15 protein-coding genes and 1 pseudogene are annotated in these 20,323 nt (G+C 29.2%); all 16 read left to right on the top strand.

Annotated elements, in window-relative coordinates; all coding sequences use genetic code 11:
• Window positions 1–23: 23 nt before the first annotated feature.
• The 16 genes and pseudogenes from G9F71_RS17955 to G9F71_RS17890 all read left to right on the top strand — a co-directional run bounded on the left by G9F71_RS17955 (window position 24) and on the right by G9F71_RS17890 (window position 19,819).
• Entirely contained in the window at window positions 24–1,349 is a 1,326-nt protein-coding gene (locus G9F71_RS17955) for an AAA family ATPase (RefSeq protein WP_164949144.1), read from the top strand.
• Window positions 1,318–1,992, top strand: a complete 675-nt coding sequence (locus G9F71_RS17950) for a retron system putative HNH endonuclease (protein WP_164949143.1) — start codon at window positions 1,318–1,320, stop codon at window positions 1,990–1,992. Before G9F71_RS17955 ends, G9F71_RS17950 begins: the two co-directional genes overlap by 32 nt.
• A gap of 258 nt (window positions 1,993–2,250) precedes the next feature.
• Window positions 2,251–4,794 carry a BREX-1 system phosphatase PglZ type A gene (gene pglZ, locus G9F71_RS17945; RefSeq protein WP_164949142.1) on the top strand — a complete coding sequence of 848 codons (2,544 nt, stop codon included), beginning with the start codon at window positions 2,251–2,253 and terminating at the stop codon, window positions 4,792–4,794.
• Between the two features lie 70 nt (window positions 4,795–4,864).
• Window positions 4,865–6,895, top strand: coding sequence for a protease Lon-related BREX system protein BrxL (gene brxL, locus G9F71_RS17940; RefSeq protein ID WP_164949141.1), 2,031 nt, complete (start codon window positions 4,865–4,867; stop codon window positions 6,893–6,895).
• A gap of 114 nt (window positions 6,896–7,009) precedes the next feature.
• Window positions 7,010–7,579, top strand: coding sequence for a hypothetical protein (locus tag G9F71_RS27620; protein ID WP_164949140.1), 570 nt, complete (start codon window positions 7,010–7,012; stop codon window positions 7,577–7,579).
• Between the two features lie 996 nt (window positions 7,580–8,575).
• Window positions 8,576–9,358, top strand: a complete 783-nt coding sequence (locus tag G9F71_RS17930; protein ID WP_164949139.1) for a hypothetical protein — start codon at window positions 8,576–8,578, stop codon at window positions 9,356–9,358.
• Window positions 9,359–9,522: 164 nt separating this feature from the next.
• Window positions 9,523–9,699: a hypothetical protein gene (locus G9F71_RS17925; RefSeq protein WP_224626470.1), complete on the top strand. Its 177-nt coding sequence runs from the start codon at window positions 9,523–9,525 to the stop codon at window positions 9,697–9,699.
• A gap of 166 nt (window positions 9,700–9,865) precedes the next feature.
• Window positions 9,866–10,045, top strand: a pseudogene (locus G9F71_RS17920) (tyrosine-type recombinase/integrase); the annotation flags it as partial.
• The gene (locus G9F71_RS27615) at window positions 10,029–10,217 is read left to right on the top strand and encodes a transposase zinc-binding domain-containing protein (protein ID WP_318011085.1); all 189 of its coding nucleotides are present in this window, start codon (window positions 10,029–10,031) and stop codon (window positions 10,215–10,217) included. The pseudogene G9F71_RS17920 and the gene G9F71_RS27615, both read left to right, overlap by 17 nt.
• Before the next feature lie 143 nt (window positions 10,218–10,360).
• A complete protein-coding gene (locus tag G9F71_RS27610) occupies window positions 10,361–10,678 on the top strand; it encodes a transposase (RefSeq protein ID WP_318011084.1) in 318 nt (105 codons plus the stop codon).
• Window positions 10,666–11,217 (top strand): transposase, encoded by a 552-nt coding sequence (locus G9F71_RS27605; protein ID WP_318011105.1) that lies wholly within the window; start codon window positions 10,666–10,668, stop codon window positions 11,215–11,217. Before G9F71_RS27610 ends, G9F71_RS27605 begins: the two co-directional genes overlap by 13 nt.
• A 553-nt stretch (window positions 11,218–11,770) precedes the next feature.
• Window positions 11,771–12,526 carry a hypothetical protein gene (locus G9F71_RS17910; RefSeq protein WP_164949137.1) on the top strand — a complete coding sequence of 252 codons (756 nt, stop codon included), beginning with the start codon at window positions 11,771–11,773 and terminating at the stop codon, window positions 12,524–12,526.
• A 1,576-nt stretch (window positions 12,527–14,102) separates the two neighbouring features.
• Window positions 14,103–15,614, top strand: coding sequence for a PIN domain-containing protein (locus tag G9F71_RS17905; RefSeq protein ID WP_164949136.1), 1,512 nt, complete (start codon window positions 14,103–14,105; stop codon window positions 15,612–15,614).
• 374 nt (window positions 15,615–15,988) lie between these two features.
• Window positions 15,989–17,881, top strand: a complete 1,893-nt coding sequence (locus G9F71_RS17900; RefSeq protein ID WP_164949135.1) for a DEAD/DEAH box helicase — start codon at window positions 15,989–15,991, stop codon at window positions 17,879–17,881.
• Entirely contained in the window at window positions 17,874–18,188 is a 315-nt protein-coding gene (locus G9F71_RS17895; protein WP_164949134.1) for a hypothetical protein, read from the top strand. Before G9F71_RS17900 ends, G9F71_RS17895 begins: the two co-directional genes overlap by 8 nt.
• Before the next feature lie 338 nt (window positions 18,189–18,526).
• Window positions 18,527–19,819 (top strand): hypothetical protein, encoded by a 1,293-nt coding sequence (locus G9F71_RS17890; RefSeq protein WP_164949133.1) that lies wholly within the window; start codon window positions 18,527–18,529, stop codon window positions 19,817–19,819.
• Window positions 19,820–20,323 lie beyond the last annotated feature (504 nt).

Below are 20,323 nucleotides of genomic sequence, written 5' to 3'. Positions count from 1 at the left end.
ACTAAATATGAGAGGTGAAAAGTATGATATTAAAAAATGTAACTATTGAAAACTTCAGAATGATTGAAAATTGTAAAATTGAATTTGATAGTAAATTCAATCTAATTATAGGCAATAACGCAACAGGGAAAACATCAGTTTTAGAAGCTATTAAGGTAGGCTTGGGTGGATTTTTAGCAGGTGTAGATGGGGTAAAAACAGTACACTTTTCTAAAGATGATGTTAGAAGGACTAGCAGTTTGATGGGAATGGGCTCATATGATATCCAATATCATACACCAACCACAGTTCATTGTGTTACAGATTTCGATGGTAAAGAAATAATATGGAATAGAAGTAAAAGTAGTTATCAAAGTTCAAGAACGACAGTAATGCCTAAAAAAATATCTAATTATTCTAGTAAAATAATACAAGAAAAAAATAGTATTCTCCCGATAATTAGTTATCAGAGTGCAGGCAGGATGTGGTCTCAGAAACGTGATAAGTGGGAAGATGTTTTTAAAGGTAATTATTCAAGAAGTGTTGGGTATACAGATTGTTTAGCTTCAGAGTCAAACATTAAACTAATTACTAACTGGTGTAAAAGGATGGAGCAAATATCCTGGCAACAAGAAAAAAAGATTGCGGAATATGAGGCAGTTAAAAAAGCGGTTAGTATATTTATGAACACACTTGAAAATTGTGATAACAAAAGCACAATATTTTATGATAAACGAACAGAAGAGTTAGTTTATTCCTCTGAGGGAGAAACAATTCCAATGAGATTTATGAGTGCTGGTTATCGCAGCTTGATTGGAATGATAGTTGATATTGCATATAGAATGGCAGTGCTAAATCCCAATCTAGAAGAGGATATAATTGAAAAAACAAATGGCATTATTTTAATAGATGAAATAGATGTACATATTCATCCGAAATGGCAATGGAAAATTGTTGACGCTTTGATGAATACATTCCCTAGCGTACAGTTTATTGCAACTACGCATTCACCTATAGTAGTTGCATCCTGTAAAGACAAAAATATAATAAACCTTTTTGATTCGGATAAATCTACAAGTAGAATTGAATTTGCTAACAATTATAAAAAATCAGCATATGGATGGCAAGTCAATGATGTTTTGAAAGAATATATGGAGGTTGATGAAAGAAGTCCAGAATTTAAAGTGAAATTAAAAGAAATTGAAAAACTATCACTTGAAAAAATCAAGAAGCAGCTAACAGAAGAAGGAAAAACAAAGCTGAAAGAATTAAAAGATGAGATCTATTCTAATTTACCTGAGAATGATGCTGTAATAGAGGTAACAGAATTAGGAACAATTGAAGAAATTATTAATGGAAGAGGAGAATAAAATGCATAAGGTGAATAGGGGTATAAAACCTAAAAGCTTAAATGATAATGATCTGGAATGGACAAGGGATTTGTTAGTACAAGTACCCCTGAATAATACCTTTACTGATATACCTTCAAAATATGTTAATAAATACAAACAAGAAGATGTAAAACAAGTATTAATCGAGATGTATGAAGGGTTATGTTGTTATTGTGAATCACCAATTGGAGTACAGACTTATGAACAGATTGAACATTTAAAACCAAAAAGTATTTTTCCTCAGTTTTGTTTTGAATGGACTAATCTTCATTTATCTTGTCAAGTTTGTAATATTAGTTATAAGAAAACTAATTGGGATAAAGATAATCCTATATTAGACCCAACTGTAGACAAAATAGAAGATTTTCTAGAAATAGACTTGGAAAGTGGAGAAATAGTTCCAATAAACAATAATGCAAGAGCGAATACGACAATTGAACACACTGGCTTAAATAGGGATAATTTGGTTAAACGTAGAAAGAGCATAATTATTACAATGAAAAAGCTTCTTATAATAGCGGTAAATGCAAATGAAATTGATGACTTTAAAGAAATACTTGAAATAATGTCAGAAGATATGGGATATAAATTACTTATTAATACTTTTATAAAAAAGTTATAAATCACAAAATAAATATTGCACAAGTGACTTTTCCAGTTTTTGAAACAATATGAAAAGTTGAAAGAAAAGATATTATTTGGGGGCAATATTTTAGAGAAATGCCAAATGGTTACCAGATAAAAAATCAAGATAAATAGAATTTATATCGGACATAGTGGTGAACACTTAGATATTGCTGGTTAAATAGTATATGTATAAATCTATAGGTTAATTGTAATATTTATTCTATGGATTTTACTTTAGTAAAGAGGTGTATATATGAACTTACAAGAAATAAGAAATTTTCTAAAAGAGTTATTTTCAAAGCCGTTAGGTGATGCAAAGAAACGGCATATTGTATTTTGGTATGACAGCAATGAAGATTTCGCTCAGGATATAGATGATTTTGATATAGAGAATATTAAGGTTGTTAAGTTAACAAATAAAAATGCCTTTTGGGTTAAGTACCATATAGAAAAAGAGGATACAACTAGTAATATACTTGTGTATGCTAATATGGAAAAGCCAAGACCGGCGGAAGACTGGCTTTATGATATTTTTCGCTATAGTGAAGAGTTCACCACAGATAGGGCAACTGTAATTATGAGAGAATTAAAGGTTGCGGATGCTTCCCTTAAAGAGGAGTTTAAACTTTATAATATCTTCTTTAAAAATAAGGAAAGAATAACAGCCTTTAAGAACTTAAATATACAAGGTTACACAAAGGAAAAGGTTCATATTGGTGTTCTTGCAGTTTTAACTAAGGTGAAGTTTATGGATATAGAAGAAATATTAAAGGCTATATTAAAAGAATACCTAGATGGAAGCAGCAAGATATATGAGGATATAAAGAAGTTTGGTGATTTAGACTCATTATGGAATTTAATAGTTAAATATTATGGTTATGGATTTGAAGAGAAGAGTTTAGAAAGATTTATGGCTATGCTTTTAGTTACAAATATGAATGAAACAATTAAATTTGAACTTCCAAAGCAATATGATACCTTTATATCAAAGAAAGCAACTAACTGCGTAGTGTTTATAAATCATTTCATGAACAGCACTAAAGATGGAGAATACTATGACAAAATGCAAGAACTTATTTCAGATAAGTTAAAGATAGATGATTTACTAGAAAAAAATAGTTCAGACACGTTTATAAATTGTGATATTTTTGAGGAAATTGATAAAATATTTATTAGGAGAATTACTAATCTTTTAAAGGATGAGGTAGAGGAGTATAACAAGTATTTAAACATTATAAGCGCAAGAAGAACTATGCATTTCTATAAAAAATATGAAAGCGAATATAAAGCAATAAAATGGGCTATAAATCTATTAAGCAAGAAGAGAGAGTTAGCTTCAATTATAAAGACAGAATCCTCTTATGATATGTTTAAATCTTATGTTAAAGATTATTATCAAATAGATAAAGCCTATAGGAAGTTTTACTATCATTTTGACAACTGTTTAGATAAAGATGAATTAAGTAATTTAAAAGAAAGAATTGAAAATGTATATAACAATTGGTATGTGCAAGAGTTATCTATTAAATGGTTTAATTCCTTAGAAAAACGAGAGACCTGGAGAATTGAAGGATTAAGATGTCAGGATAAATTTTATAGTGAGTTTATTAAATATGGAAAAGAAAGAGTTTTTGTAATAATATCTGATGGTTTAAGATATGAGAGTGCGCAGGAACTTACTATTAGGCTTACCAATGAAAGAAAGGGCAAGGTAGAACTTGATTATATGCAAGGGGTACTTCCTTCTTATACAAAACTAGGCATGGCATCTTTACTTCCAAATAAAAACATAGAAATTAATGATAAATATGACGTATTAGTAAATGGGATTAGTAGCAATGGAACTGAAAATAGAAATACTATTTTAAAGATGGAAAATCCTAATTCACTAGCAATTACCTATGACAAAGTTATGGATATGGATATGGATGAAATAAGAAAAGTCTTTATAGGACTGGATGTAGTTTATATTTATCATAATACTATAGATGCGAGAGGAGATCATGCATCAACAGAAAGGGAGGTATTTGCAGCAACAGAACTTGCATTTACTGAGATTATTACATTGGTTAATAAATTAGTTAATAGGGTAAGTGCTGCAAGCATAGTTATCACAGCAGATCATGGGTATCTTTATAAAAGGAATGCTATGGAGCAAAGTGATAAGATATCAGGATCTAAGTTAGATGATGGTGAAGATAGTAGAAGATTTATATTAACATCAAGTACTGATTCACTAGAAGGAACTGTGGCCTTTAGTATGGATTATTTATTAGGGTCCGGATCTAATAAAAATGTTATCTCGCCAAGAGGAACATCTAGATTTAAGCTGCAAGGTGCAGGTGCTAACTATGTTCATGGTGGAGCAATGCTGCAGGAAGTAGTGATACCCGTAATTAAGTTTAAAAATGATAGAAGTGCATCATCAGTTAATGATATAAGAAAGGCTAGCATATCACTAACAAGTATAACAAGAAAAATAACCAATATTATAACTTACTTTGAATTCTTTCAAGAAGAAAAGATTCAAGACAAGGTTATAGCACAAAAAATTAAATGTTATTTTGAAGATGAAGAGGGTATCAGGATATCTAATGAAAATCTTATAATTGGGGATTCAAGATCAGAAAATCCATTAGAAAGAACTTATAGAGAAAAGTTTGTATTAAAAAGTATTGCTTATGATAAGACAAAACAATACTTCTTAGTAATGCAAGATGATGAGGACAGTAATGGAAAATACGCGAGAATACCTTATACAATTGATATTGCTATAATTGATGAATTTGGATTTTAAAGACATTTCATAGAATAGTCCAAGTAATCATATATATTTTTGAATATGCCTGAATTAGAGAGGGATTAATATGGATGAATTAAGTATAAAACTTAATAGCCATTTTGGGGGAAAAGTGGTTAGAAAAGATTTAACACAAAAATTGAAGCAGGGAGCAAATGTCCCTACATATGTACTTGAGTATTTGCTTGGAATGTATTGTGCTACAGATGATGATGACAGTATAAATGACGGTGTTGAAAGAGTTAAAAATATATTGGCAGATAACTTTGTAAGACCAGATGAGGCTGAAAAAATAAAATCCAAGATAAGAGAAATGTCTAGGTATACTGTTATTGATAAACTTACAGTAAAGTTAAATGAGAAGAGAGATATTTATGTAGCAGAGTTTTCAAATTTAGGCTTAAAAGATGTTGAGATAGATTCTAAATATGTTAAAGACTATGAGAAACTTTTAGGTGGTGGAATCTGGTGTATTATAAAGATTCAATATTTATATGATGAAACTACAAAGAATGCATCTCCGTTTCTAGTAGAGACGGTGACCCCAATTCAAATGCCTAATATGGATATGGATGAACTTATAGAAGGTAGAAAGCAATTTACTAAAGAAGAGTGGATTGATATTCTTATAAAATCTATAGGAATGGAGCCCACACAATTAAAATATCAAGTTAAATGGCATATGCTTCTTAGAATGGTGCCTCTATGTGAAAATAACTATAATATGTGTGAACTTGGACCACGGGGAACTGGCAAATCACATTTATATAAGGAAATATCACCAAACTCAATATTAATTTCAGGTGGTCAAACTACGGTTGCCAACCTATTTTATAATATGTCTCAAAGAAAAATAGGATTAGTTGGCATGTGGGACACAGTAGCCTTTGATGAGGTTGCAGGAATGACATTTAAAGATAAAGATGCTATACAAATAATGAAGGACTACATGGCATCAGGTTCCTTTGCTAGAGGCAAGGAAGAAAAAGCAGCATCAGCATCTATGATTTTTCTTGGTAATATAAATCAAAGTGTAGATGTTTTATTAAAGACATCTCACCTATTTGATCCATTTCCAGAGATTATGGCTTATGATTCAGCCTTTTTTGATAGAATGCATTTTTATTTACCGGGATGGGAAATACCGAAAATGAGACCAGAGTTCTTTACAGATAGTTTTGGACTTATAACTGATTATCTTTCAGAGTATTTAAGAGAAATGAGAAAAAAAACTTTTGGAGATGCCATAGATAAATACTTTAAATTAGGTAATAACCTAAACCAAAGAGATGTTATAGCAGTTAGAAAAACAGTTTCAGGATTAGTTAAACTAATATATCCTCATGGTGAGTTCACTAAAGATGATATAGAAGAAATACTAAGATACGCTCTAGTTGGCAGAAGAAGAGTAAAAGAGCAGTTAAAGAAAATTGGTGGGATGGAATTTTATGATGTTCATTTTTCTTACATAGATAATGAAACTATGAGTGAAGAGTTTATATCAGTTCCAGAACAAGGTAGTGGTTCACTTATACCAGAAGGTGTTATGAAGGCAGGACAGATATATACTATAGGTGTAGGTGACTCGGGCATGATAGGAGTATATAAAATAGAAACGGAAGTAGTTAATGGAACAGGTAAGTTCGAAAAAACAGGATTAGGCTCTTGTAGAGATGCAAAGGAAAGTATAGAAACTGCATTTAGATTTTTCAAAGCAAATAGCAGAAATATAAGTGCATCTATATCAACTACTCAAAAAGACTACCTAATGCATATACAAGATGTAAATGGAGTTGGGATGACATCAAGCCTAGCATTATCAGCAATAATAGCAATGTGTTCAGGAGCCCTTATGAAACCAGTGCAAAGCCAGGTAGCAGTACTTGGTTCAGTTAGCATAGGCGGAACAATAAACAAGGTAGATGATTTAGCAAATACACTGCAAGTATGCTTAGATGCAGGCGCAAAAAAGATACTATTACCAATGGTTAACGCTGGAGATTTAGCAACAGTGCCACCAGAGTTATTTGCAAAATTTCAAATAATGTTTTATAGTGGGGCGGAAGATGCTGTATTTAAGGCTTTAGGAGTACAATAATAGATAGCAAATAAAAGTTGTTCACTTCATTTTCAATATTTGTAACGACTTTGGGGGATGTAACAATATAAAAAGGTTATAGATAAAACAAAAGAAGCTTGTAATAATAGTGATATGAATGTTTTAGATCATTTTGCTAAAGGTGCTCAAAGAGAAATAGAAGACTTAATGCTTTCAAGATATGCCTGTTATCTTATAGTTCAAAATGCTGATTCAAGAAAAAAAGTTGTTGCTCTAGGACAACCATATTTTGCGTCACAAACAAGAAAACAAGGATTAATAAATAATTTTAAGCAGGAATCAGAAGATAAAAAGATGTTAGCTATTAGAAATGAATTAGTAAATTTATTTGGTTTTTCTGAAAAACTATTAAAGTTAGATTTACAATTTGATACTATTGAAGAATGTAAGTTAAATGCAATTAATAGTATTGTACAGCATATTCCACCAGAGGCACAAGGAAAAGATTCAACAAAGGAGTGCATAATCTTTGAGGAAGCACTATTCATTAGTAATTTACTAAGAAGTAGTGGATTTTCTAAAAAGATAGTTTTTGCATCTTCAAACACTAAAAAATACTATAAAGACCGAAATCCTATCCCCAAAATTGCAGATGAATTAGAAAAATTTAAGATTGAGATTGCCACTTCACTTAATGAAGGGTACTATATAGCACAGAAATAAGATTAATATGATGTAATTTGCATAAAAGATAGTAAAAATACTTTAAATAAATTTTAAGGAGATAAAAACCATGTGCGAAGAAAGAATGTCCGTTCTGGAATTTAAAATTTAATTATTATTTTAGGACATAACTACAAGTAGATTAGTATTTGAATACAATATAGCACATTCGCAGTATAAGAAATTAATGGATTTAATGGATGAGTTTAGCGCTAACATTGAAAGTGGAAGTAAAATTTTTCATGGTACTTTTGAACAAAGAGTTTATGCGATTACAGGAAAATATGGAGACTATCATTTTTGTAGAAAAGTATAAATATTACATGGAAAGAAGATAAAAATGTGAAGAATAATGGACTGGTAGCAATCAATTTCTAATATTTCTAGTGTAGTAACTATAGCAAGTGCTTTTTTTCTGGAGTGGCATGGTACAAGACTAAAAGTTATTATTCTAAAATTGCTAAAAGTGACAGTTTTGAAAAGTTGTCTTCATTATCCAAAGATTTAATAGATATTAGCGAGTTATATTGAAATATTAAAAAGTTTCATAATACAGAAAGCAAGCGTGGTAAAAATCTGAAAAAAATAGTAGATAATCATTTGGATATAGATAGTAAGCTTAACCAAATAAGGAATGCTATTCCTTTAAAATATAAAGATATATTTGACTCTATTAGTAAAGCAAATAATCAGATAGATATGATTAATGCTGATAAATAGCATTTCGAAACTAATCCCTATTTTAATGAATTAGGTACTCATTTAGCTAATATTGAAAATGGATTAAACAAGAAAAAGAAAATCTTAGAGGGTTTTAAAGAAATAGTGAATTGCTCAACAAACATTAAATGTGTTAAATTTACTATAAAGGTGAGATGCAATATCATTTAATCGTCATAACTATTAAAACTAAATAAATTTTTAAATACCATATTATTCAAAATAATTTTACGATATACTGTAGCTATGGGAAATTTTCTAAAGAAGGTGATACGAATGAAACTAAATAAATTAGCGGATAAATTTAAAATTGATTGGACTAATTTTCTTATAATAGAAGATTGTAGATTTTATAATGATCAATCTGTATTTGATATTTCCTCAAAAGACTTCTTGACATTTGCAAAAGGTGATTATTATTGTTCAAATAAGCAAGGATTAATTAACGCATTGAGTAATGCTAAAAGAGCTATAGATTGCCAAGTTGATTGGATAATTACTTATTTAGGTTATGACTATTTAAAGTTTAATGGTGAAAATTATCCAAATATAAATAATATTATTGGTGAGTTTGAATCACAAAATGAAACTTTTAAGGATATTCCGTACAAATTAAAATTTGTACAGTCTATGGAAATAGCACCAGCATTTTTAGTATCGAAAATTAGGTCGTTAAGAAATAAGCTTGAGCATGAATATGCTATACCTAAAAAGCAAGACGTAAAAGAAGCTGTTGAAATAGCAGAATTATTCATTAATGCTACCGAAAATATAGTGCGTTCAAATATATGTAGTAGTTTTCAATTCGGTAGTAATTTTGATAATGAAACTCTTGAATTTAATGATACAAACTATTACATAGATTTTGATATTACTGAACATAAAAATATAAACATAAGGATATTTAATTCCGAAGAAAAAATATCTGAGACTATTATACCAACTGATGAAGAATATGTTTTCTTTATTAAAGCCATGGTCTCACATGAATTTCGCTATTTAGCGAAAGCATTTGGTAAAACTATTGATAATAAACATATTAAATATATTGTTGGATAGAGTAATACTTCGCATAAAATAGTTGTAGAAAGCAAAGACCTTGAATCCACTCCTGAAGTAAGCCTCTGGGATGTCTTGAGGAGTAAGGGCTACGACGTAGCATTTATTTTTAATGATGTAACAATAAAAACGAATAACACCTCAATATACTGTATTATTCAGAAATGGATTTTATGGTATTTTTGTGTCGTAATTTGAGAATAGAAGTAAACCGCTTACTATTATGGCTTGAAAAAAAAGGCAAAATCAACCGACATGCTGATTTATCTCCAGAGGAAGTTAAATCTATTTTTGATGTTACTGAAAACCTTAAACATAAAGCAATTCTCAGAGAGTATTGAAAAAGATATCATCCTACAGAATATTTATTTTCTGGAAGGGCACGTACAGATGCCATAACTCCACGTAGTGCTCAACGGATGCTGGAAAAATCCATAAAAAAATTAAAATTACTAAAAATTCAATTGTTCATATACTAAGACATTATGGTGAGTTCACCATAAAAGACATAGTGTTGCCACTCATTTATTGGATAATGGTACAGATATTTGTTATATTCAAAGGATTTTAGGACATACTCGAATAACTACTACCAGGATCTATCTACATCTTAGAAGAATGGATTTAATTAATATAAAGAGACCATTAGATATACTCTTAAATAAAAAAGATGAACAAGATGATTGAGATTCAAGATATATTCAATCAATATACTGATGAATATAGGAGAAATCATAAGTTGCCACTACATATCTTAAAGACTATGATTGATATTGAAGCTTGTAGAACAGCAGAGCTTGGTGGCCATGTAGACGAGTGTGATGAATGTGGTCAAGTGAGAGTTTCTTATAATTCCTGACGAAACAGGCACTGTCCTAAATGTCAAACTTTAGCCAAAGAAAAATGGCTTTAGAAAAGAAGATTTATTGCCCGTAGGGTATTTTCATGTAGTTTTCACTATACCTCAAGAACCTAACTATATAACGATTACAAACCAAAAAAATGTATTCTATTCTCTTTAATTCTGTTTCTGAAACACTACTTGAACTTTCAAAAGAACAAAAATATTTAGGAGCCGAAATTGGTTTTATGAGTATTCTTCATACCTGGGGTAAAAATCTTATGAAACACCCTCATATGCATTGTATAGTCCCAAGTGGTGGATTAACTTTTGATGGTAACAGATGGGTAAATTCAAAGAAGGACTTTTTCATTCCAGTGAAAGTGTTATCAAGGAAGTTTAGAGGTAAATTCTTATCTTATCTTAAAAAAGCTTATATAGTAATGATCTTAAATATAATACTGGAATTGAAAAACTAACAGAAAAACATATATTTCAGAGTTTTATAAATAAGTTATATAAAAAAGAATGGATTGTATACTGCAAACCTCCTTTTGGGAGTGCGGAGTACGTCCTTGAATACCTTGGTAGATATACTCATAGGGTAGCTATATCTAATCATAGGATTGTGAATTTAGAAAATGGCTATGTTACTTTCAAGTGGAGAGATTATAAAGACCATAATAAAGAAAAATTTATGACACTTACAGTAGATGAATTTATTAGAAGATTTCTCATGCATGTTCTTCCAAGAAAGTTTGTTAAGATTAGGCACTATGGAATATTAAGCAAAAGAAATAGGTTAACTAAGCTTAAGAAATGCAAAGAACTTACAGGTGCAGTGCAAAATAAAGAACAAAACTCAGAGGTTAAATTAAATGCGGCAGAGCTTCTTCTTAAGCTGACAGGTATAGATATAAACCTTTGCTCTTGCTGCGGCAAAGGTAAAATGATGACAAAAGAGAAGATAAATCGCCAAAACCATTCTCCGCCAGGAGAAATAAACAGAATAGCATAAAGTGTTTATTTAGGGGAGGAGGAAAGTATATCTATTTTTAGAAAATAATTAGTATTTTAAAGGGTTTTAGTTGCGTTTGTGGAAATTATAGTTAATAATCTTAATGTTAAAGCTACTTTCAGAAAGATAGGGAAGATTGAATCCCCATAGTAGCGGAGACGCGGCATCGTTCTATAGCTTGTTTCAGAAATTGAGCAATTTTGGTGGCTATCATCATTTAAGTATATACTTATGGTGATAGTTTTTATCGGCTCAACTTCTGAATCCAAACCTATTCAAATGAATCCAAACCTATTCAAAGTACGTCTTAACTAATAAATTTAAAGTGTGAAATATGTTCTTTGAAAATTGAATAATACGGTATTGAAAAATAAAAATGTTTACCATGGTTTACAAATAAAAGATAATTATACATATAAAAATATGCTATAATTACTATTAGTTAAGAGGAAAACATAAAAATTGTAAAGTAAAGATTATTTATATAATCCACAGACAAATAGAAGTTATATGTTTTATTAAATCATCATTTTCATGTAGAAAGGAGAAATGAATGCGTATAGAAAAATGGGGGTTTCTGCTATCATATGCGATCTATTTAGGCTTTTGTATTATTTTTTCAATAACAAGCAAAGATACTCCCGCTGTTAATACAATGATTTTTGCGATTACTATTGCTAGTACGTCCTTTTCAATATCCGACCTTATATTTACAAAATTAGATATTGATAAAAAGGAAAGAGAATCTTTATTTTCGTTATATCATTTAAGTGAATTTGCTAAAAGATTTTATATAAATAAAATAATGGAAAAATACAATGATAAAGCAGAGAAGATGGTTTCTGTATTGATGGAACTATTTGATGAAGCTGAATTAGAAAAAATCTTTTCTTGTAGCCTCACAGTAGAGGAGAAAGAAAATTACTTGAACAAGATAAAAGAATATTCAAATGATGGTGTTAAAGATTTTGTAAAAGATTTCTTTGAGACGGATAATAAAATGGCTATAGAAGATGATCAAGATGATAAAAAAAATACTTCTAAAATAATAAAATCTAGCAAATCAAATGAGCAAATTAAATACATACTGGCTTCAGGGATAGCAGTTATAGGACTTATTGCCTTATTGATAATATTGACTGAAAGAATTGAAGCAATACCATATATAAATAATGCACTCACTGGGCTGGCATTTCTTGCAGTGGTACTTAATTTATTATTGAAAGATTATTATAAAGCAAATTCTTTAAAAAGGCAGACCGAAGAAAAAAACAAGTTAATTGGAGATATAAGTAGACATAATAAATAAAATGATTCAATTTTAAAAGTTAAGATAAATTCCAATTTATCTTATTGAACAAAACAATCATTATACCTGGTTGAATAAATGTGTTTTTTCTTATTAAGTGTCGCAACTATTAAAACCGAATAATCCACTTAAAATACCGTATTATTCATTAAAGTGTACCCTATAGGATGGACAACTAATAAAATGTCTATCCTATAGGGTTTCTTTATGTATAATAAGACAAAGAGTATAAGAGTATAAGAGTAGGAGTGAATTAAAGGATGACTCCTGTTCAATACAGAAATCATCTGCTTAGTTTACTGTAGTATTTTTATATGTCCTTGACAAAGGGTATACATTACATTTGGATTTTACGGTATTTTAAGTGGATTTCAAAAATAGAGGCACAAGCGATTGCGTTTTTCAAAAGTATAGATGTCTGCATGAATCAAATCTTCATACGTGTAAAAATATTACAGTCCTAAATAATAAGCGCTAAGAACTTTTAAAAGGTTCGGGCGAATCTGCAAATCAAATTCCAATACGTGTTGGAATATCAAATCAGGTCTACTCTGAACGCTTTCAATATAATATAGCGGTTCCTTTTTAAATCTCCAATCGCCTGGAAATTTCAAATGCCTCGACGCTGAAGCATATTAAAATTAGGAGGCACATTTGAATGTCAAATACGAATACGTTGTCGTTTTTCAAATTCCAAAGCACTTGCGTTCTAAAGTGTTAATAGATAAGTTTCCAACCTTAACTCAATTACAATTGGATAACTTGGAGAGTCTGTGCTTGGAGAAGTTAATTCTCGGATTAATATTTTAATAGTTACTGCCTATGATCCAGTTATAGATGAATCAGATCTTAAAAATGAAGGTGTGAGCTTATCGATTACTATAGAATAGAATAGAATAGAATACAGTAAAATATTTGAAATAGGCAATCTCTTTGAAGATTGTCTATTTATTAAAAATAAATAAAGGGATAATAAAGAATTTGTAGAAATATATATATTAATTATATAATAATAAGAAATGTTGGTGAAATATTAATATATTAACAATATTAGTCTCATAAATAATTGGTCCTTTTTTAGAAATATTTATTATAATCAATGCGGCTCATGTACTATTAAGTTTTATGGTAGTAAATTGTTTTCTTATTTTTATGAATTTGGAAAGCAAGAATACGTTGATTGGAATTTCAATTATAATTATATTAACATCGTTAATTGTATTTGTGAGTACATATATCTGTTATTTATTTGCTAAGTACAAAAAAATATATAAGTTTAAAACATATTTTAAGTATAATTAATTAATTTATATATTTGGGGACTGCTATCACTTCTAACGCTTATCGAACCGAGTTTAATTAAAGAAACTTAAACTCAAGCATCACCACAATTATCAAATTATACATCGTGGGTAGCCATAGTTATATTTTTTATATTATCAATGAATTATTATATATTTCACGCTTTAATAATTAATAAATAGAACTAGAATTGAATACAATTGGGATTTATTTTAATTGATTCATGTATAGGCATGCAATATTACAATACAACTTTAAATAATTGGGGGTTAATATGAAATATTTAATGATGGATACTAATATTTATTTAGATATGGTTGTTTCAAGAAATGGAAGTCACAAGGCGAATTCATATGATCAATTAATGAAATTATTAAATTATGGAGAAATTAAGTTGGTTGTACCAAAGATAGTGATTACAGAGGTATTCAGACATATTGATAAAGAGATAGATAAAATAGGATATTCGATAAATAAGATTAAATCAAGAACAAACGATTTATATTGGATAAACCATGTTGAGGAATTGGAGACGTTCAATAAAAATCTTAAACCTGTAAAAAGTGGCATAAATGCCTTACTAACTGAATTTAATAAAAATAAAGATAAGTATAAATTGGAGTATGCGGAGCTATTTAATAAATTATTCTATAATGGAAATTCCATTATATTAGGAGAAAATGAGGATATAGTTTTTAAAGCTACACAGCGAAAGGTACATAAAATTATGCCATTTCATTATGGGGAAAAAGATGATAATAAAGACTCTATGCCCGATTCAATTATTATTGAAACATTAATTAATATAGAAGCATTAATAAAATTAAATATAGGAGATAAAATATACTTTATTTCCAGAAACACCGTCGACTTTTCAGATAATGATGATATCAATTTACTACATAAGGATATTACAACGGATTTAGAACTTAAAGGGTTAATTGATAGAGTTAACTATAGATTATTGTTTACAAAAATGTTACTAGAAGATTTTAAGGATGAAATAGAATCAGCTGGAATAACTGAACAGGTGGAAGTAGAAGCCGAGTACGAACGTACAGAGGCAATTGCAGAGAGTTATCAGGTACAGGATGATTCTGAACGAGAATCTGTAGGTTTATCATCATTATCTTCAGATTATGAAGATAAGCTATGGGACTTAGATGAAATAAGGGCACTAATGGATTTATTAGAGGAAATGAAAAATGATATACAAAGCAAATGTGAAGAATTTTCACAAGCTTACTATGATTTAGAAGAATGTATAAGAGATAAGAGCTTAGTAGAATTAGAAAAGGTTATTGGAAACAATGATTTAATGCAAGTGATGATAGGGCAATATAAAGACGAAGAAGATATTAAGGATGAAGTAATGTCATTTGTTGAATGGGTAATAGGCGATGAAGAGCATGCTAAATTTGGTGAAAATTTTAAAAATGAGGATTACTTCTCACTCAATAATACATTAGTAACTTTTTACGATTCATATAACAATGAGTATAAAATAGAAACGGAAGGATACATAAACCCATCGAGTGATGATGAAGATAGCGTATATATTAGATTCTATAAAGCAAATTCTTTACTAGAAGAAGGGAAAATTAGTATATATTATGGATTCATTAATATAAATGATGACGGAAATGTAGGTGATGGGGCAGAGGAAGAAATTGGTGTGAGTATCGATAAAATAATTGACAAACTATTAGAGGTAAAGGATGCAATAATTAGCGAACTTGATAATAGGATATTAAAATCAAAGCAATTCTTTGAGATAATAGAGTAAATAATTAAAGCTAATACTATCATATTAATAAAAACGAGTTTAACAATTAGAAGACATGTCAGTACCTCAAATAGAGGTACTGGCATGTCTCTCTTTATTTATAGGAGAATTTCACTCCTTCCATTTTGTGTGAGTTAATATATATATATATATATTAATAAGGATATTTATGGAGAAACTCGAGGGTAATCTAATGATTGTATTTATGTACCAAAGCTTAGTTGGAGATCTGAGGGATGCCTTGGGGCTTTATTTTTACCTTAATTTACAAATATTGCAGGAGAAAGTAGGGTTATGTTGAATATACTAGGTATGTAAATAAATCACATAGTCTATATTCTATAATAGTGACATAAATATTAGGAGATGATAATTTGGAACATGGGTTAAATTATTTTATTGATACAGATGCGTTTATTGAAGGTAATAAATGGTTAAGATATCCTCAAAGAAAGGCTCACAAGAGACTTTTAGAAACAATTAAAGCAGGTGATGAATCTCATAAGATTATTGTATTGGCAACGGGTGCAGGTAAAACTGGTGTAATTGCACTTGCACCTTATGGAATTAGTAAGGGAAGGGTTCTTGTAATCACTCCAAGTTTAGTTATTAGACAAGGTATATATGATGAATTTGATACGCGAACTGACTTTAACTTTTGGACTGATAAAAAAGTAATTTTGGATGATACAAAACTGCCTAAAGTGTATAGATATGCAGGATATAATACACCCTCAGATAAGAAAAGAGTTCTTAAATATTTAGATGAATCTAATATAGTTATAGCTAATATACATAAAGTTTTCAATAAAAAGTCTGAAAAACCACTAGTAAGTATACTTGATTCAGGTTTTTTTGACATGATAATAATAGACGAGGCACATCATGCTGCTGCTGATTCATGGTTGAACACTTTAGAATATTTTGATGCCAAAAAAATTGTTAAGTTAACTGCTACGCCGTATAGGGCAGATGAAAAAGAACTTGGCGGTGACATAATTTATACATATGATTTAGGAGATGCAATTGGAGATAGTATAGTCAAAAACATAGTATGTGAGGATTATACTACTCAAAAATTGGAGTTTCAGATTGATGGAGAAATCGTTGATAAGGAAACAGCATTAGATCGTATGGATAAAGGTTGGGTTACTAGGTCTGTGGCATATTCAATAGAGTGTAGTAAAACTATTGTTGAAATGAGTTTAAAAAAACTTAATGAAAAAAGAAACCTTGGCAAAGCTCACCACCAAATAATTGCTGTGGCGTGCGGGATTGAACATGCCAAACAAATCATGAGTTTATACCGTGAATATGGCTTAAAAGCAGATTATGTTGCTAGTGATCGACCACTTCTAGAATCTGAGAAAATTATTATAGATTTTAAAAAAGGTATATTGGATGTAATTGTTAATGTAGATATGCTTGCTGAAGGATTTGATCATCCTAATATCAGTATAGCAGCGATATTCAGACCTTTTAGAACATTAGCACCATATGCTCAATTTATCGGAAGATCTCTTAGAAAAATCCAAGGAGAAGATATTAATAATTCTATTGATAATATTGCTCATGTAATTTATCATAAGGAATTAAACTTAGATGATTTATGGGAATATTATACAGGGCAAAAGGAACAAGCTGAAAGAAAGAAAGTAATAGAATTGGAATATATTCGTGAAGAGTTTAGTGAGAAAAGTCGTAGTATTGGAGTGGTGAAAACATCAGGTGATATTATTTATTCTGCACAAACATTCTTATCTGATAATGTAAATAACGAATATTCTAATGCAATTTACGAAAGTATTCGAGGATTAGAAAATGAGACAAATAAAACTGTTGAAATGATGAAATCAGCAGGTGCATCGAATGAAGAAATAGAGGATTTTAGGGCCTTTAAACGTAAAAAACTTGATGAAAAGATAACTAGTAAAAGAGATAAACTAAGAGAAGAGTTGATAAGGGAAGGGTTGCAAATACATCATAAAGATGATATTATTAGCCAGGTGAACAATTTATTTGTAACAACTAAATTAGATCCTAAGGGGAATGAATTACCTATTAATACTTCAAGTATGTTCCTTAAGAGTTCTAATACGAATGATGAATATATTGCTAAATACATAAATAATAATCTTAAGAAAAAATTAAAAAGAGGCATTGATGAATGGGAAACATATGATTTTGAACAAGCTTCAATTTTATTGCCTATACTTATAGAAAAATTAAAAGAAAAAATGGAAAGGTTGAGGTATAAAAATGAATGATAAAATAAATGAAATCGCCAGTTTAATTATGTATAAAGGGATAACTATTAATTGCATTTTACAAGATGCACGTTTAAATGGTGATAATTACGAAATTAACAATAGTGACAATAATACAATTGTTACTATTAAGTCTTATGCTCCATATAATTTAAATATAATTGACACATATATATATGACAATGAAGAAAATCTTATTAAACAAATACTGTATATAAATGGTAAAGAGAAAACCGTATTTGATAAATATCAAGGGGTATTAGATTTAATTAATAACATTAATGCATCTAAAAATATTGCATCGTAACAAAAGTAATTAAGTGGGTGTAAAAAGATATAAATAAAAAACCTCAGGGAGAAAATCCTCGAGGTTTTATTATATTTTAAATTTAGGAAAAATAAGAGTGAGTATGTAGTAAGGTATATAGAATTTAAAAACTGTTTTGATAGAACATTAGCATTAGTATAAAAGAAATGCAATAAGGTTGCATTTATAAATTTAAAGAACCATTAGGGGCTCAAGGATACTGGAGTTTTATTTTTAGATATTAGCAGGAAATAAAATCTTTATGTAGAAATTATCAGGTGTATTAAAACGTGTAAGTTAATATTGCGAACTAATTAATTATACTAAGGAGAATATAAATGATTGATGAAAGACTAAAAATAGGTTTATACAACTTATCTAAAGCGACGTTGCCAAGCGAAGTTCTTAATGCTTGGTGCTTAATGGGAGACTCAAAAAAGGATAAATGTGCAATCATCTCATTAGAGGGGTACGATAAAAACATATATTCTAAAGCATTAAATAGGCTGATTAATTCAGATGATAGTCATTTTATGACATACTTTGAATCGGATAAATTATATTTTATAGATGATGAATTATTGGCAGGGATGTTTAAGAATAATAATGCCGATGTAAAATTTAAAATTGATTATTCATTAATGTTAGATACAAATTATTCTAGTTATATACATACTTTTGTTAATAATGATGATTGCTCACATATGAACAATGAAATATTTAATACAATTGACATTCTAATTCGAGAAGACTTTAATTTTGACTATTTATTCTATATTATTGAAAATTACAAAAATTCATTTTGCAATTCCAAAGTAGATAATATTATCCCTATTCAAGATATGAAGGCTGCTGTATATCAAAATTTAGTTAGCCTTGAATTATTTAAAAATATTGATAAAAAGGAATATTGCGACAATGGAACTATAAAATATAATATTTCCAAGCAAGAGTGTTATCTAATTGTTGATGGATTTTTTAGTGAGATATTTAGTTCGGCCGCGGGGAAAGATACGATGGAAGTATTTCTAAATATTCATAAAGGTATGGTATTGTTTCTAATTGGTGTTTTTAAAATTAGGTTTGAATCTAAGTCTGATTCACAATATAAGATTCGAGAACTATTTAAATATATGAACAGTATAACCGGTATATATCTACAGCGAGAGATGATAATTGCTCACCAGTATTTTATGAATCCTACAAATGTTCAAATCATTAATAAAGTTAATAAAGGTATGAACGAGAACAAGCTGTACAAGAGCATTGAAAACATTGCTTGGGATTTTGCTGTGCCAAGAATCATGGAGTTTTTTTTAAAAACCAGAGGTGAAGGTCGTTATTTTATTCCGTTATTTTTGACAAATGACAAAAATTTACGAAACTTGCTGAGATTACATAAAATCAAAGGTGTCACGTTCAATAAAGATGGAACACAATTTATACCAATATCTAGTATTAATTCTCAAGAATATTTTGAAGAACATAAATGCAACGTTGATTTTGACTCGCTTTTTAATGATGAGGCTATTAAAAAAAGGAATGAAAAACTTGAGCACAATAAAAAGACTAAGTTTAAATGCGTAGAAGTGGAGTTTTTTAAATTAGTTAAAGTTATGGAATGTAAATAAAGTGTTATGTGGAGTATCACTATCATCTAAGAAAATGAGCATATTCGTTTAAAATGAGAATATTACAAATTATATTTGTAATACAGATAGTGATCGTCAAGGGTAAATCATAGGAAAACGAAAAAAAAATTCTAGACAATTTTTAATAGTAATTATTAAAATAATTTATAAAAACACTGTATTATTAAAATGGATTTTAAGGTAAAATAAATTTTGATATCTACCAAGTGTGGAGTAAGTTAAATTTATTCTCTCTTTTACCCCTTATAGCTTAAGGGATAGACAATCATAGATTTAAAAGCAAAATGAGTATTTAAGACGCTTTGAACACTGTTCTTAAATTACTTAAAACGTCATTTTACGAACTCATTGGTCGCAAGCTCAGACTTTGTTAAAGACATAGAGTCATTTAGAGTATGCTTCGTATGTAGTATTATACTATAATAGGTACAAAATTATATAATTTAGTACAAAGACATTATATAAATTTAGTCTGGTTGGTGC

The sequence above is a fragment of the Clostridium sp. FP2 genome (genome assembly GCF_011065955.2).
GTDB classification, from domain to species: domain Bacteria; phylum Bacillota; class Clostridia; order Clostridiales; family Clostridiaceae; genus Clostridium_AD; species Clostridium_AD tagluense.
The sequence above is the reverse complement of the archived record's forward strand: the minus strand, read 5'-3'. Positions and strand labels throughout refer to the sequence as shown.